Source organism: Rhizobium sp. SRDI969 (assembly GCF_025152725.1).
Taxonomy (GTDB): Bacteria; Pseudomonadota; Alphaproteobacteria; order Rhizobiales; family Rhizobiaceae; genus Rhizobium; species Rhizobium leguminosarum_I.
Window position 1 is genome coordinate 288,987 of the sequence record NZ_CP104037.1, and the last position, 15,183, is coordinate 304,169.

Annotated in this window: 14 protein-coding genes and 2 pseudogenes; 7 read left to right on the plus strand and 9 right to left on the minus strand. The window is 59.5% G+C overall.

Annotated features, from left to right (window positions below; translation table 11 throughout):
- Positions 1-152 precede the first annotated feature (152 nt).
- Positions 153-455: a putative quinol monooxygenase gene (locus N2A41_RS28440; RefSeq protein WP_162116181.1), complete on the minus strand. Its 303-nt coding sequence runs from the start codon at positions 453-455 to the stop codon at positions 153-155.
- Positions 456-527: 72 nt separating this feature from the next.
- Complete coding sequence (locus N2A41_RS28445) at positions 528-1,544, minus strand: NADP-dependent oxidoreductase (protein WP_260111807.1); 1,017 nt, start codon at positions 1,542-1,544, stop codon at positions 528-530.
- Positions 1,545-1,635: 91 nt separating this feature from the next.
- Here N2A41_RS28445 and N2A41_RS28450 point away from each other — a divergent pair, with 91 nt between their 5' ends.
- Both N2A41_RS28450 and N2A41_RS28455 read left to right on the plus strand, forming a co-directional pair.
- Positions 1,636-2,538 (plus strand): LysR family transcriptional regulator, encoded by a 903-nt coding sequence (locus N2A41_RS28450; protein ID WP_170258912.1) that lies wholly within the window; start codon positions 1,636-1,638, stop codon positions 2,536-2,538.
- A 437-nt stretch (positions 2,539-2,975) separates the two neighbouring features.
- Positions 2,976-3,279: pseudogene (locus N2A41_RS28455) on the plus strand (DUF982 domain-containing protein).
- Between the two features lie 503 nt (positions 3,280-3,782).
- Here N2A41_RS28455 and N2A41_RS28460 read toward each other — a convergent pair.
- Positions 3,783-4,061: a hypothetical protein gene (locus tag N2A41_RS28460; RefSeq protein ID WP_260111824.1), complete on the minus strand. Its 279-nt coding sequence runs from the start codon at positions 4,059-4,061 to the stop codon at positions 3,783-3,785.
- Positions 4,062-4,775: 714 nt separating this feature from the next.
- Between N2A41_RS28460 and N2A41_RS28465 the strand changes: the two genes are divergently transcribed.
- The 5 genes from N2A41_RS28465 (at position 4,776) to N2A41_RS28485 (ending at position 9,393) form a co-directional block, all read left to right on the plus strand.
- Positions 4,776-5,723: an N-acetylglucosamine kinase gene (locus N2A41_RS28465; protein WP_260111461.1), complete on the plus strand. Its 948-nt coding sequence runs from the start codon at positions 4,776-4,778 to the stop codon at positions 5,721-5,723.
- Positions 5,720-6,583 (plus strand): amino acid ABC transporter permease, encoded by an 864-nt coding sequence (locus N2A41_RS28470; protein WP_222275571.1) that lies wholly within the window; start codon positions 5,720-5,722, stop codon positions 6,581-6,583. The genes N2A41_RS28465 and N2A41_RS28470 overlap by 4 nt, the downstream gene beginning before the upstream one ends.
- Positions 6,580-7,368 (plus strand): amino acid ABC transporter ATP-binding protein, encoded by a 789-nt coding sequence (locus tag N2A41_RS28475; RefSeq protein ID WP_261316396.1) that lies wholly within the window; start codon positions 6,580-6,582, stop codon positions 7,366-7,368. The genes N2A41_RS28470 and N2A41_RS28475 overlap by 4 nt, the downstream gene beginning before the upstream one ends.
- A gap of 60 nt (positions 7,369-7,428) precedes the next feature.
- Entirely contained in the window at positions 7,429-8,322 is an 894-nt protein-coding gene (locus N2A41_RS28480) for an ABC transporter substrate-binding protein (RefSeq protein ID WP_260111462.1), read from the plus strand.
- A 63-nt stretch (positions 8,323-8,385) separates the two neighbouring features.
- A complete protein-coding gene (locus N2A41_RS28485) occupies positions 8,386-9,393 on the plus strand; it encodes an SIS domain-containing protein (RefSeq protein WP_260111463.1) in 1,008 nt (335 codons plus the stop codon).
- A gap of 7 nt (positions 9,394-9,400) precedes the next feature.
- On the opposite strand, the gene N2A41_RS28490 is transcribed toward N2A41_RS28485, so the two are convergent.
- The 6 genes and pseudogenes from N2A41_RS28490 to N2A41_RS28515 form a co-directional block, all read right to left on the minus strand.
- On the minus strand, positions 9,401-10,462 hold the full coding sequence (locus N2A41_RS28490) for an ROK family protein (protein ID WP_260111464.1): 1,062 nt from the start codon (positions 10,460-10,462) through the stop codon (positions 9,401-9,403).
- 15 nt (positions 10,463-10,477) lie between these two features.
- Positions 10,478-10,600, minus strand: a pseudogene (locus tag N2A41_RS33510) (hypothetical protein); the annotation flags it as partial.
- Between the two features lie 861 nt (positions 10,601-11,461).
- Positions 11,462-12,400 carry an ornithine cyclodeaminase gene (locus N2A41_RS28500; protein WP_260111465.1) on the minus strand — a complete coding sequence of 313 codons (939 nt, stop codon included), beginning with the start codon at positions 12,398-12,400 and terminating at the stop codon, positions 11,462-11,464.
- A gap of 12 nt (positions 12,401-12,412) precedes the next feature.
- Positions 12,413-13,189 (minus strand): amino acid ABC transporter ATP-binding protein, encoded by a 777-nt coding sequence (locus tag N2A41_RS28505; RefSeq protein ID WP_311202889.1) that lies wholly within the window; start codon positions 13,187-13,189, stop codon positions 12,413-12,415.
- Positions 13,186-14,127 (minus strand): amino acid ABC transporter permease, encoded by a 942-nt coding sequence (locus N2A41_RS28510; protein ID WP_260111466.1) that lies wholly within the window; start codon positions 14,125-14,127, stop codon positions 13,186-13,188. Before N2A41_RS28510 ends, N2A41_RS28505 begins: the two co-directional genes overlap by 4 nt.
- A gap of 58 nt (positions 14,128-14,185) precedes the next feature.
- Positions 14,186-15,067 carry an ABC transporter substrate-binding protein gene (locus N2A41_RS28515; protein ID WP_260111467.1) on the minus strand — a complete coding sequence of 294 codons (882 nt, stop codon included), beginning with the start codon at positions 15,065-15,067 and terminating at the stop codon, positions 14,186-14,188.
- Positions 15,068-15,183: the final 116 nt, after the last annotated feature.

Below are 15,183 nucleotides of genomic sequence, written 5' to 3' on the forward strand. Positions count from 1 at the left end.
TCGTCCGGCGGGTTGCAGAAGCGATCTGTTCGCACGTGCACAATAAGGGTTGGTGAGAACCCAATGAAAGAGGCTCTGCCATTTTTGCACCGCAACAATTTTTGAATGAGAAGTGATCCGGTTGCCCGCTAGGGTGACTATAGAAGCGAGGCTTAACTGTCCATCAGCCCACGTTCGTTCGAAGCGTCGAACTTGCGGACATCCCCTTGCATGCGGCCCTGCCACCGACCAACAAACGAGACGGTATCGGCGGCATCGAGATGAGCGCTGAGCGCTGTCTGGTCTGCCCATCGTTCCGATATGAGCAACGTTCCGGCCTGTAGATCGTCCACCGCGGCGTCATAAGCAATGTTGCCGGGACGCTTTCGCGTGGTAATCGCAAGCTGCTTTAGGTCGGCGAGAAATTGCACCACGTCAGCGGGATCGACGTGTATGTGTCCGGCTATAATGAGCATGACGCCTCCTTCTGCTGCCGCCGCCCTCCGACAGCCGACTGATGTGGATTTGACCGGCGGGACTTGCGGTCGTTAAACAACCGAGAGCACAATTTTTCCCTGAATTCTTCCGTGAGACGCGCGCTGATGCGCAGCTGACGCTTCCGCTAACGGATAGACGCTGTCGATCACGACGCGAATGGTGCCGTCGTCGAGCAATCGACCGGCCTCGGCCAGATGCGCGCCGTTCGAGCGAACCTGTGTCGACGACACCGTTATCTCGCGCCTTGCCGCTTCCTCATGACCGGAAAAGCCCAGAGGGTTGACGAGATATAGCGCTCCGCCCCGCTTCAGGACCCTCAAAAAGCGCTCCATGTTAGGGCCGCCGACAGCGTCGATCACGAGATCCACATCCTGTACGGCCGCCTCAACGGACGTCGTGGTGTAGTCGATGAACTGATCAGCGCCCAGCTCGCGCAGAAGCGCCTCGTGCTTGCCGGAGGCGACAGCGATCACGCGCGCCCCTTTCCACTTCGCGACCTGAACCGCCAGGTGCCCGACGCCGCCACCGGCACCGTTGATCACAACGATCTTGCGATCGAGCGGGATTGGCGCATGAGGGAACGACTGGAACGGGTTCGGGGCATCGTGACCGAGTTCGACCAGAAACTGCCAGGCGGTGAGCAGGGACATCGGCGCACCGGCTGCCTGGATGTGTTCGATGCCCGACGGCTTGATTGCCACTTCCGATGCGGACACGCGGACATACTCAGCATAGGCGCCGCTGCCTTTCATGACGTCTTCCGGGAAACGCACCATCGCAAAGACCTCGTCGCCGACTTTGAATCCCGAGACGTCTTCGCCAACTGCCGCGACCACCCCTGACACATCGGTACCAAGGATCAAAGGAAACACAGGATCGGGTTGCCATTCAGGCGGCAGCGCGCGATACCCTTCACGCAGGTAGAGATCCGGTGGATTGAGGCTTGCCGCATGAACACGAACCAGGACCTCACCCCTTGCCGGTGTGGGTCGCGGCGCATTCTGGTAGCGCAAGACTTCCGGGCCACCAAACTCGTGCAGCTGAATTGCTTTCATCGTCTCGGTCATCATAGCCTCACTTTAGGGTTCACTGTTCAATCAGAAGATAACCCCGCCCCGCACTGTTGATAATCGCGGTGTTATTCGCTTTAATAGTGCCATGAAGGAACAAATGGGTTTGGAGAGGCTGGCCGGCCTTATTGCGTTCGCGAAAGCAGGGTCTCTGGGAAGCTACACAGCGGCCGCTCGATCGCTTTCTATCTCTCCCTCGGCGATCAGCAAGAGCGTTCAGCGGCTTGAGCAGCATCTCGGCGTCTCGCTGTTCATGCGGACGACGCGCTCGCTGACCTTGACCGCCGAGGGGCGCGACCTGCATGAGCGCGCCTTGCGCCTGTTGCGCGATGCGGAAGAGATCGAGCAGGTGGCCAAGGCGGCGCGGGCAGAGCCCTCCGGCACACTGCGAATTGCAGCGTCGCTGCCGATCGGCCTGCATGTCATTGCGCCTGCGCTTGCCGCATTCCGGAAGCTGCACCCCAAGGTGATGATCGATTTGCGGCTGAGCGACCAAATGGTCGACCTCACCGAAGAGGGTATCGATCTGGCTGTCCGTATCGGTGAGCTCGGTGACTCGCGCCTTCTGTCACGCCGGCTTTCGCCGCATCGGCTCTGTTGCTACGCGTCGCCCGAGTATCTCGCTACGCGCGGCACCCCGGAGCATCCCGATGACCTTGAGGGGCACGAGACGGTCAATATGCGCTACCAAAGCACGGGCCAACTGTTTCGGTGGCCTTTCCGGATTGGCGAACGGGAGATCGAGATCGTGCCTTCTTCCGGTGTTGTCGTCGATGCAAGCGAAGCTGTTATTGCTGCAATTGCCGCTGGCGCAGGCGTCGGAATGGGCACGAGTTTTACGGCTACGCCGTGGATCAAGCGCGGCGAGTTGATCCCGGTTCTGTCCGAGTTTGCAGTGGACCGCCATAACATTACGGCCGTCTGGCCGGAGAGCCGCCGAACCAACCCGTCCGTTCGCGCCTTCCTGAACATGTTGATCGAACTGGCCTAGCTGCGGGTGCTCGTCTGAAGCCCCTACCCTTCAGGACTGGTCCATCGCCTTTCGACGGCGAGCAGCATTGTACCAACTCACTGGGGCCTTGTGTCCGATATAGGACAATTTCGGGAGGACGGCGTTAGCGATTGCGGGCAATGCCTTTCGTCGCCGCACGCGGCCGTCTTAGCCGTATGCCCGCTGCACGGCGTCAGATGCAGGACATAATCACGGCGACCACCCACGAGCAATGGGGGCGTTGGCATCGCTGCTCCGCTGAATTTGCGATAGCGGAGGCAGATATTATGGCGATCTCGCGTGAGACGCAGTCATCCCCCGGCGCCTACCTTCACATCCGGTCACGCCGGGTAACCAATCGTCAATTACGGTTTTGGAATACACGCGTATATTAGAACTTCGACGATTACGATCGCTGCCCGGAGGGATCGAGGACAATGGATTGGGACGCAACCTCTGCTTTCACACCCGTCGGGCTCTCTGCGCGGCCAGCCAGTTCACAGGATCATCCGAACCCTCGGCGACGCTGCATATATGCTGCTCAAGGACTGGCCTTCCGATGACGGCGAAGAATATGTCACTGCGGTGAAGGCTTGCGTCGATGCGATCAGCGGTCAGATCGCTCCGGAGCAATTTCGGGATGCGTTTCTGCGTGCGGCCGATGAAGCGGGCATCGCAGCGATAACTATCGTCACCAAGACAACAATGAAAACCGACTCGCAACTACATATTAGTGCATAATTTTTGCATGGCACGCACACGCAGGCAGATCGACATCCCGGAATCAGATCATTGTCCGCATGCGAGCTGAATGGAGGTTGCCGCTCGCCCACAGTAACCGGAGGTTCACCATCTAACCAAAGTATCTGTGAAGCAGCATTCCCTCCCTGTTGATTTCAAAGAGATTTCAGGCTGATGTAGGCGCATCCAAATCTATGGCTTGAGAATGCAGCGCTACCAGATACAAGCACTCGAGAACGGGTCGTGGGCGGTCATAGATCACCAGACCGGCAAGCCAATAGTTGACCAGCAATGGTCAAGCGAGAGAACGAGGCTGGAGGCTCAGGCCTTGGCTGATTTTCGCAATGGAATATCTGCCCCTCCACCGCAGCAGATTTCCTCGCGGCTTCAGAAGATACGTCGTGCTTGGGCACTCCTCTCTGCGAAGCGGTAGACGAGATAGCCGCTTCGCGCTTCCTTGTGGGCAAGGTCAAGGGCGATCGAGAAAGCAATCGTCGTAGCCATCAGTGGCACATGGAAGTTGTCGACCAGACCAGTGCGACCGCCAGAATGAAGCGCAGCCGGGAATGCCCGTCGAGGCTTTCGTCAAACCAGAAGAGCGTACGCCGCCGTCCTTTCTCGTCAAGCCGTTTACAGACCAGGTCATGCGCATATTCCGCCCAGAGTAATGTCCGCATTGCGAGATGAATCAGGGCTCCGTTGACCGGAATGAGGAAATGCAGCGCGCAGTGGCGTGAGAGCGAGAAGGCTCGGAGGTTTGCGCCACCCTGTATCCATTTCATACGACTAGAAATCCGGCGGTTCTATGCTTTCAGGCGTGGTCGCCCTTGGATGACCTCGCGTTAGGGTTTACTGCCGTCAATTAACGTTTCCGGCAATTTATGCCGAACGGCAGCTAGACCCCGCGGAGGTTACCTTTGGTGGCTTCAGCGCAGTCGTCGTTGGGTACCTAGCGACTTTGATACATTTCAGTCGCTGCCGACCATTGTCGGCATCCCTCGCCTTGAACGGACTCGAACCGACAACCACGTGGTTCGATGACTTCAAAGTATCGAATAATTGTTCCGATTCCTGGGTGTAATGAATCTGATGCGTACGCTACCAGCCGTCGTAACAACTTCGACGCGCACGGCCTTTTGTCGATTTGACTGACACGCTTGCTGTTCTCGCCTCGTAGTTCCTTCTGCCTCAGCATCGCGCTGTCGACAGGACATTCGCCAAACGCAACCTCCCCGACGGTCGCGCCTCCCAGCTGAAAATCGAATATCGTGTCCTCGACCGAGTCAGACGACGATCGCGCAAAATCTATTGTCCTCGAGCGCGTGGAGGAAAAACAATCGTTCCATGAAGCTGCTTGTGTCCACATACGGATATGTCAACCGCGGGGGGCCGGCGGCCGCCGCCGTCCAACAGCGACCACGTCAAAAAATTCCTATGATGCGCCCCTTGCATGTTGCGATTAATTAGGTAGGTTACCTAACAAATGGATGTGGGATATGATCGCAGGCATCGATATTGGCGGTACAAAAACGCATGTGCGTTTTGAGTTGGATGGTCGCGCGGTATTCGACCGAACCATCCTGACGAACGAATGGCGCGGACGCAACGACGTGTTGCAGGACGTACGCAACCTCGCGTCGCTCATCCTCAACGATGTGTGCCCGACGATAACGGTCATCGGTGCGCACGGATGCGATAGCGATGACGATCGTTTGGCGCTGCAGGTCCGGCTCTCGGCCTTGCTGCCCGGCACACTGCTGGTGTTAAACGACTCAGAACTTCTCCTGCCGGCATGCGGCAAGGAAACTGGTATCGCGGTGATCAGCGGGACAGGATCAATCGCCGTTTCGCGCGACGTCGACCGTTCTATGATCGCTGCGGGAGGCTGGGGCTGGTTTCTCGGCGACGAAGGCAGCGCAAGCGGCCTGGTGCGCGATGCAGCTCGGGCCGTGCGGCTGGCGCTCGACGGCGGAGAAGCGATCGACATCCTCGGGCTCCGGCTGTTGGAGGGGCTCGGCATCGCCTCTCCGATCGATCTGGGACGGGCTATTGCCGCGATCGGAACGGCTGCCGGAATAGGACAATTGGCTCCTCTCGTTTTTCACTCGGCCGACGACGGGTCTGCCATTGCTCGGAACGTGATTGAGAAAGCCGGGACTTCGCTGTCGTTCCTAACAGAACAACTCATCAAGCGGGGAGCCTTCGGTGCTGATGTCGTCACCGGCGGCGGCGTGATCACTAGACAACCGCGTCTCTTCGACGCTTTCCGTTTGGCCCTCGCCAGACGCGCCCCCGCGGCGACTTTGACTTTGGTGGAGCAGCCACCCGTTCTCGGCGCATTGGAATTGGCTCGTAGCATCGGCGCTGGAAATTATCCGCCGCGTCTGCCGATGCCGCACGTAAATGGCCGACCTTCGCCAAGCAAGGACGGGAGGGCCGCATGACCCAAAAAATCATTCCGGCACGAAATTGGGGACAGCGATTTGCCGCAGCTTTGCTTGTCCTTGGCGTCGCCGGACTTCTCTTCATGGTCGGCACAAGCCGCCACATCGCCTGGTCTGCAATCCCGCAATATCTCTTCGACGAGACGATCATCGACGGCATCCGATTGACCATCTTGTTCACCGTCCTGTCGATGGTGATCAGCATCGTTGCCGGAGCGGTGCTGGCGTCGATGCGCCTTGCTTCGAACCCGGTTCTTTCGGGCTTTGCAAGTCTTTATATCTGGTTTTTTCGCGGCACTCCGCTCCTCGTTCAGATCATTTTCTGGTTCAACATCCAGCTCTTCATTCCAAGCATCGACATCGGGTCCTTCCATCTCGATACCAACGCCATAGTCACCGCCTTTATCGCCGCTCTGCTGGCGTTGAGCCTCAATGAGGCAGCCTACATGGCAGAGATCATTCGTGGCGGCCTGTTGGCCGTCGACAACGGTCAGCACGAAGCAGCAAGGGCGCTTGGTTACACCCCGGTCCAATCGATGCTTCGCATCATCTTCCCGCAGGCGCTCCGTGTCATCATTCCGCCAATTGGCAACCAGACGATCTCGATGCTGAAGACAACCTCCCTGGTGTCGGTCGTTGCCGCACAGGATCTGTTGACCCGCGCCCAGAACATCTATGCCAGGAACTTCCTCATCATCGAGCTGCTGATCGTCGCAAGCATTTGGTATCTCGTGATGACGACCATCGCCTCGGGCGCTCAGTATCTGATCGAGCGGCGCCTCGGAAAATCAACCCAGCAGTCGGCCGGCCTCTTTCGCAACGTCTTGCGTCTGATGCGCGCCGAAGGGAGAAACGGATGAGTTCCTCCGCCCTGTCGTCCACCACGCCGCTGATCGTCGAGGCCGTCGAGGTGCACAAGTCCTTCGGCCCGCTCGACGTACTCAAAGGCATCAATCTTACGGTCAGAAAGGGGGAGGTTGTTTGCCTCCTTGGGCCTTCGGGGAGTGGAAAGTCGACATTCCTGCGCTGCATCAACCATCTCGAACGGATGACGAGCGGACGCATTCTGGTCGATGGCCAACTCATCGGTTATCACCAGCACGACGGGGTGCTGCATGAGATGAGCGGCAAGGAGCTTGCACTGCAACGCCGCGACATCGGCATGGTGTTCCAGCGCTTCAATCTCTTTGCCCATCAGGATGTCCTAACAAACATTTCCCAAGCACCAATCCTCAATCGCGGCAAAACCCGCGACGAGGCGAGAGCCCGCGCTCGCGAACTGCTGAAGATGGTCGATCTCGAGGGCCGCGAGCAATCCTACCCTTACCAGCTGTCCGGAGGCCAGCAGCAGAGGGTCGCAATCGCCCGGGCACTCGCCATGGATCCGAAGCTCATGCTCTTCGACGAGCCCACCTCCGCACTCGACCCGGAGCTCGTCGGCGAGGTCCTCGCCGTCATGCGCAAGCTCGCATCTGGCGGTATGACCATGATCGTCGTCACCCATGAACTCTCCTTTGCGCGCGAGGTTGCCGATCGCGTGATGTTCATGGACCAGGGCGTCGTGGTCGAAGAGGGGCCTGCACGCGAGGTCCTCGACAATCCGAGACAGGAACGAACGCAAGCATTCTTGCGGCGGATGCACTGAGGCAGGCACCGGAGCAAAAGGCCGCACGTCCTCCACGTGCATCAAGAAAAGGGGAATGACATGATAGGGAAGACCAATGTGACGAGCATGCTCGCGCTCGCAGCCATGCTTGCCAGCAGCAGCGCTGCCTTTGCAGCCGGCGTCGATCAAAAACTGTATGATATGTTGCCGGAGAAGATCAAATCGGCAGGCGAGATCAAAAACGGCACCGAGCCGCAGACGCCGCCCTATGACTTTTACGGCGAGGACAACAAAACCATCATCGGTCTGGAGCGTGAGCTTCGCGACGAGATGGGCTCACGGCTCGGCGTCAAGTTCACCGATGTGCCGGCCCAGTTCGCCAGCATCATTCCGGGCATCCAGGCAGGTCGCTTCGACATGGGCATGTCGGCTTTCGGTGATTTCGTCGAACGCGAAAAGATTGTCGATGTCGTCAATTATATGCTCGAAGGCACCAGCATCATCGTTCTGGACGGCAATCCCAAGGGCGTGCACCAGTTGAAGGACGCCTGTGGCCTCAATGCCGGCGCCGTTCAGGGCTCCATCCCGCTGCAGCTTCTCGACAAGCAGAAGGGCCTGTGCCCTGCCGACAAGCCGCTCAACGTCATGCAGTTCCCGTCGAACGACCAGATCAAGATCGCGCTCCAAAGCGGCCGCGTCGATCTTTCCATGGATACGACGGGTGTGGCTGCCTACAGCCTGCAACATCAGCCGGAAGGCAATAAGAAGCTGAAACTCGTCACCGGCGCTCAATACGCCGTCGGCTATCAGGCCATGCTGGTCAGCAAGGAAAGCCCGCAGCTTCGCGATGCGCTTGCCGCAACCATGCAGTCGATGATCGACGATGGAACCTACGCAAAGATCTTCGAGAAGTGGGGCCTCGGCGAGAACAAGCTCGACAAGGTCACCATCAACGATGCGGCTCGCTTTGCCGATTACATGAAGCTCGACTGAGACACGCATAACCAAGGTGACCGGCCAGCTTCCGGTCACCTCTTTCAAACATATGGAATGACAATGACAGACAGAGTGCCCTATCGCGAGGCGATCGCGCTGCAGCCGGATGCCTTGAATACTTGCTTCAAGGCCGTCTCCAAACGCCTGGAAACGCTAGATGTCGAGCCGATCAAGACCGGACCGTCAGTTCTGGTCGGCATCGGCGCAAGCCTTTATGCCGCTGTCGCGGCCGCCGCTCAGATGCGTTCACAAGGCCTGCGGGCTTTCGCCCTGCCGGGCACCGATCTCTACGATCGGTCGATTGACGCAGGCGGCGCTTATATTGCGTTTTCCGCCTCCGGTCGCAGCGAGGAACCCGCGCGCGCGATGGAGCTTCGCCCTTCTGCTCATACCTATGGGATCGCCAAGGCGGACGGCACGCCGATCTCGCGCGTGGTTAAGCATATGATCGCGACGGAAAGTGGCAATGACAGCGGCCCCAACACGACGAGCTATCTTGGCTCATTGCTGAGCGCGGCGCTCCTCGCCGACAAGGCTGGCAATTTCTCAGGTACCCAGTGGAGCGAGATCTCCGCCCGAGCAGCGGCAGTTATCGCTGGAAGCCGTGCCCAGGCCGATAAGGCGGCGAGATTGCTGGCGGGCAAAACGTCGATTGATTGTGTGGGCGCCGGCACTGCACTCGGCACCGCAGGATATGCAGCGCTTCTCATCCGCGAGGCGGCGCGCGTCGCTGCCCAGGATTGGGATACCTTGAACTTCCTGCATGGACCGATGGAACCCAACGACAGAAGCACCGGTGTTTTCCTCTTCGGCAACGGACGTGAGGTGAAGCTCGCACGGGATTTGGCGGACCTTGGCATCCCTTCCGTCCTGATCACGGGACGGAATGATGTCGATGATGCCGATAATCTGGTGGTAATCCACGTCGCACCGTTCTCGGACGGAATTGGGGACGCCATTCTTCAGGCCATCCCTGCGCAGCTTCTGATCGCGACGCTATCGGAGGAGGCGGGGCTGCCCATCTGCGAATTCCGGTACCGTCAGACCGACACCAAGCGCGACGTCTGAGCGCGGTTCAAGGATCAGTGGAAGAGCTGGTCTGGTAAAGGAAGGCCGACTTGCCTTCCTCGCCAAGCAGTCTTGCCATCGCAAAGTCGATGGCAAGACGCACGGCACCGCGCACGGTCGCCTGATTGGCCAATTGGCCATTTACCACGTGAACTGGCCAGCAGAGTTTTTCAACAACGCTTCTTACCCCGGACAGAAGCCTGGGATTCTGACCGACGCCGCCGCCGAGGATGATGAGCTCAGGATCGAGCACGCTGACACAGGCAGCGGCGAGGTTGCCGATGTCTTGAGCATGCTGCTCGACGATCTTAAGGGCGACCGGCGAGTGATCGGCGCGCGCAAATAATTCGCTGGCGCTCTCAGGAGGCTTTCCTTCGCTTGGCGGCCAGATTGCTGCCGCACGTTCCAGCAAAGCGGCAGATCCCATATAGGTTTCAACATGCTGCCAGGTCGGCTGCGCGGTCTCGGACCAGGGAAAGGGAAGATGGCCAATCTCGCCCGCTCCGCCCCTGAAGCCGCGGAACAATTTGCCATCAAGGACGATCCCCATCCCCGTCTTGACCCCAATCTGCATGTACATCGCAAAGGAATAATCCTTTGCCGCGCCTTCGTGATACTCTGCGAGGGCCGCGCAATTGACGTTGTTCTCGAGCAGAAGCGGAGCGCCGTAGACCGAGTCCAGGCGGGCCAGTACGGCAAGCAGGACATCGCGACCGAGCATTCGATCGAGTGATTGAGAGATGATGTTGGGAAGCGCGACGACCACTGCGCGCAATGGCGCCGCAAGCGCGTCGAACTGACCAAGCAGGTCCGCCACGAGCTGCTCAATCATCAGAAAGCGGTTTTCCGCTGATGTATCGGGAAGCGCGCGCTCAAGGGTTGCGTGCGACTCCCCGTCGAGGCCCTCAACGACACCACTGATATGAGTGGTGCCGCAGTCGACCCCAATGACGTATCCCGCTGCCCGCCCCAATCCGTAGGTGACGGATGTTCTCCCGACGGAGCCGCGGTTGACCCCTGCGGGAGCGAGAAGTCCGAGACGCTCGAGTTCGTTCACGGCAGCGGACATGGTTGGTTTGGAAAACGCCAATGCTGCGCTGAGCTGTGGCCTGGTCGCCGGCCCGCCGCCGGCAATAGTTCTAAGGACAGCGCGCGCGCTTTCGGTGAGCGCCGGCGTCTCCGTGGCCTTCGACCATAAGGTGTTCAATACGCCCTCAAACTCATTCGCTCCATTCGTCAGCCTGCTTTACCATTGCGCTTGGAGCTGCAAAAGCCCTAAAGTTTGAAGGCGCTAGCAGCGACTGGGAGGCGCTCCCGGCGACCATAGTCTCGTCTAGCTGCGCGTGTTGTGGTTCACTTCTGAGGCAGCCGTCCGTTCAGGAACGCATCGAAGGCTGTCCGCCGTGATTGAGGTTCATCAACTAACTCGGAGAATACAGTGGCAAGCGGGACAGTTGAGAGATCTGCTCCATCTGGCGGCTCAGTAAATATCCCCACCTTCAAGCAAGGCTCTTATCAACCCATTGCCCTGAACCCAATGTTATTGACGCAGCGCCATCCTTCGCCATTGAGGATCGCACCGCTATTCCAGAAGGTCAGGACGCCCTGAGGATCCTGAAGCCATCGATTTCCTTGACGAGCGGCAAATGCGACCAACGATCATTGTCGGGCATCATGATTAATCGCGACATGTCCCCTGCGATTTCGTCTTTGATGCGATCCATGATCACCAACTGTTTCCAGATGCTGGCAATCCCGTTGTTCAAGGGCGCAAAGACCCCCGTTGTGCCTATGTCCGGTCAGGCTGAGCTTCGAATCATCCTGAACTGGTTGGTCTCGGCCGGATCACGCTGTGGCAGAGCTTTCGCTGCGTAGGCTCACGCTCTGGGATGAGAGAAATGCTCAGCTTGTCTCGTTCAAGGAAGCAGCGCAGCGGTGATCGTCGGCCCTGAGGATTTGCTCGGGGCTCAAAGATTGTCGCCTGAAAAAGATTCACGCAGCAATCTTCAGATCGTTAATCTCGTATGGCTTTGTCCCGATAAGCAAGACCACCTTCGGGAGAGACGTTTTAGGAACGCATCAGATGGCGCGCCGTGAACATGTCGAGATGACCCCCGCCGACATTCTTGTACATGGTGATCTGATCGGCACTTTCACGTCCGGCGTGGCGGCCGGAGCAGAGATCGAATAGATCGGCGACGATATCCTCGCGCGTCACGACGCCAGCGGCCAGCGGCCCGGCAATGTCGCCCGAGCCTTCCTCATTGTTGTGGGTATCGACAAAGATCCTGCCGGCGCGCCGGGCAACGTCGTCGTCGGCTTCGCGCATACTGGGCATATAGGCGCCGATCAGGTCGACATGGGTGCCGCGCTTCAGCAGCGCGCCGCGGACCATCGCCTCGGTCGCCATGGTCACGCAGGAGACGATGTCGGCCTGCGGCAGGGCCTCGTCCAATGAGGTGATCGCCTCGACGGATGCGGAAACGTGGTTCATCCTCGCCGCCAGCGCCCTGGCTTTTTCAGGGTTGCGGTTCCAGATCAGCACTCGCTTGATCGATGGGCGCACGCTGGTATGCGCCTCAATCACATGCGGTGCCAGACCGCCGGCGCCGACCACCAGCAAGGTCTCGGCATCCTTGCGCGCGAGCAGATCGACCCCGAGGGCGGAATCCGCCGCTGTCTTGCGGAACGTCAGCGCCGCGCCGTCGCAGGTGGCGATCGGGGCGCCCGTCGTAGCGTCCAGCAGCGCGACCAGTCCCTGCACGGAGGGCTGTGGTGGCATGAGCGCAGTATTGCCCGGAAAGACGCCGACAAGCTTGACGGCGATCACATCACCGGACGCCCAGGCAATCAGGGAGACGAACATGTTGGCGGCATTGCCACGGTCGCTGAGCACGGTGACATCGAGCTGCGGCATGGTGCCGGAGGCGTGGGCGGTGCGCAGCGCTTCGACAAGGCTTGGATAATCCAGCAGCGTGTTGACCTGTTCGGCATCGTAATGGCGCATGGTGGAAGTCTTTCAGAGGACGCGGGCGAGGAACGAGCGGGTGCGGGCGTGTTGCGGATTTGAGAGGACATCGCCCGGATTGCCAGCCTCGACGACGACACCGCCATCCATGAAGACCAGGTGGTCGGCGACATCGTGGGCGAAATTCATTTCGTGGGTGACGACGACCATGGTCATGCCCTCCTCGGCCAGCTGTCGCATCACCGAAAGAACTTCTCCGACCAGTTCCGGATCGAGCGCCGAGGTCGGTTCGTCAAACAGCATCAGCGCCGGCTGCATGGCCAGCGAACGGGCAATGGCGACGCGCTGCTGCTGGCCGCCTGAAAGCTGCCTGGGGTAGTGATTGGCGTGGTCGCCGAGCCCGACCTTGTGCAGCAGCGCCATGGCCTGTTCGATCGCATCGGCTTTCCGCATGCCCTTGACGACGATCGGCGCCTCGGTGACGTTTTCCAGTGCCGTCTTGTGGGGAAACAGGTGGAAGCCCTGGAAGACCATGCCCATGCGCTGGCGTTGCACGGCCAGTTCGTTGAAGGACATGCGGTAGAGCCGGTCACCCTTCCAGCGCATGCCCACCGGCTCGCCCTCGAGGTAGACGACGCCGGAGGTCGGCACTTCGAGATAGTTCAGACAACGCAGCAATGTGCTCTTGCCGGAGCCGGACGGGCCGACGATGCAGGTCACGTCGCCGGCTTCGACCGTCAGGTCGATCGATTTCAGCACCTGATGAGTGCCGAAGCTCTTGGAGATGCGCTCGGCATTCAGAAGAGGCATGGCTGAAGTCTGGCTCATTGCATCGCCTCGCCGCGGCGCAGGCCCCAGAACTTGCTTTTGAACAGCGAGGCGAGGATCTTGCGATAATCCACCGGCGTCTCCTCTTTGAGGCGATGCTCGATATGGTGCTCGATCAGGGTGAGGATGGTGGACAGCACGAGATACCAGATAGTGGCGACGATCAGCAGCGGAATGGTCTGGTAGGTGCGCGAATAGATCATCTGGGCGGAATAGAGCAGATCGGGCAAAGCCAGCACACTGACCAGCGAGGTGAATTTCAGCATCGAGATCGTATCATTGCCGATCGGCGGAATGATGATCCGCAGCGCCTGCGGCAGCACGATGCGGCGCAGCGTTTGCGCCTGTGTCATGCCGAGCGTGGCTGCGGCTTCGGTCTGGCCTGTGCTGACCGCCTGGATGCCGGCGCGGATCATCTCTGCCGCATAAGCGCTTTCGGTAAAGGCAAGGCCCAGCAGCGCCGCACTCATCGGCGTGATCAGCTGGTTGGTCGATGCCGACCAGAGTTCCGGGCCGAACGGGATGCCGATCGAAACGGTCGGGATCAACAGTCCGAGATTATACCAGAACACCAGTTGTACCAGCGGCGGCACGCCACGGAAGAACCAGATCCATGCCCAGCTCGTGGCCTGGAACACCGGATTGCGCGACAGCCGCATGATGGCCACGACAGTGCCGATGGCTAGGCCGAGGATCATCGACACGAAGGTCAGGAACAGCGTGCGGCCAAGGCCAGCGAGGATTTCGGCGCTCAACAGATATTGCCAGACCACTCCCCATTGGAGATTTTCATTGGTGATCAGCAGCCGGACGAAAAGCAGGACCAGGACCAGAAGCACGGCGCCGCCGATCCACCATGAGGGGTGAAAGAGGTCGGCGGGCTTGGTGGCGTGGATATCGGGTCGATCGGCTGGCGTCTTGGATGGGGAGTCAGCCATATGTCAGTCTTTCGAGAAGAGTGCCCGGCGCACCCTTTGCTCCGGGCCATTGTCACTATCAGGGGTTCGGATCGGCCTTGGTCGCCAGCACAGCCTTGTCGAGCGTGCCGGTGCTGCCGACGCCCCACTTGTCCAAGATTTCCTTGTAGGAGCCGTCCGCCATCATCGCCTGCAGGGCACCCTTCAACGCCGGTCCGAGCGGGTCGCCCTTGCGGACACCGATGCCGTTGTAGACCGCATTGCTGACTAGGCTCGCCATGTCGTACTTGCCGGTCTGCTTGGCAACATAGGCGAGCTTGGCCGAACCTGCAGCAACAATTTCGACCCGGCCGGAGGAAACCGCCAGTTCAGCGGCGTTCTGGGTGGTGAACTGCTGCAGATCGATCGGCTTGAGGCCGGCCTTGTCGCACTGTTCGGCGCTGACCTTGGTCAGGTACTGGAAGTCCCAGGCGCCGGTAAGCAAGGCGACGCTATGGCCGCACAGATCCTTTTCAGCTTCGATCTTGAAGCCCTTGCCCTTGAGGAAGGCGTAACCGGTGCCTTCCTTACGCTGTGGAATGAAGTCGAGCACTTCCAGGCGTTCCGCCGTCACACCGAAAGACGAGAAACCTGCATCGAAACGCTTGCTGGCGAGGCCCGGAATGATGATCTCGAAGCTCGTCGGCTCGAACTTAAAGGGCACGCCGAGGCGCTCGGACATGGCCTTGGCCATATCGACGCTCCAGCCCTTGAGCTCGCCATTCTCGACGAATTCATCCGGCGGCCAATCGTTGAACACGGCGACGTTGACGCCGTCCTTCTGGTAATTCTCCGGCAGCGCATTGTGCAGCGCCTTGTCGACGCCGGCGGCGCCTGCCGTCACCGTCGCCAGTGCCGTCATGACTGCGGTGCCCGCGAGCATCGCCGCCAGGCGGACAGTCCTTCCCAATGTTGTGGTCATTGCCATTTCCTTCCCCGTTCTCGGAACGATTTCATTCCCGGCGCTCGACCTCAGCTTTCACGGTTCTTGACTACCGGATAAATTGTGCGAACGTTCTCACATTATAGGCATTGCTT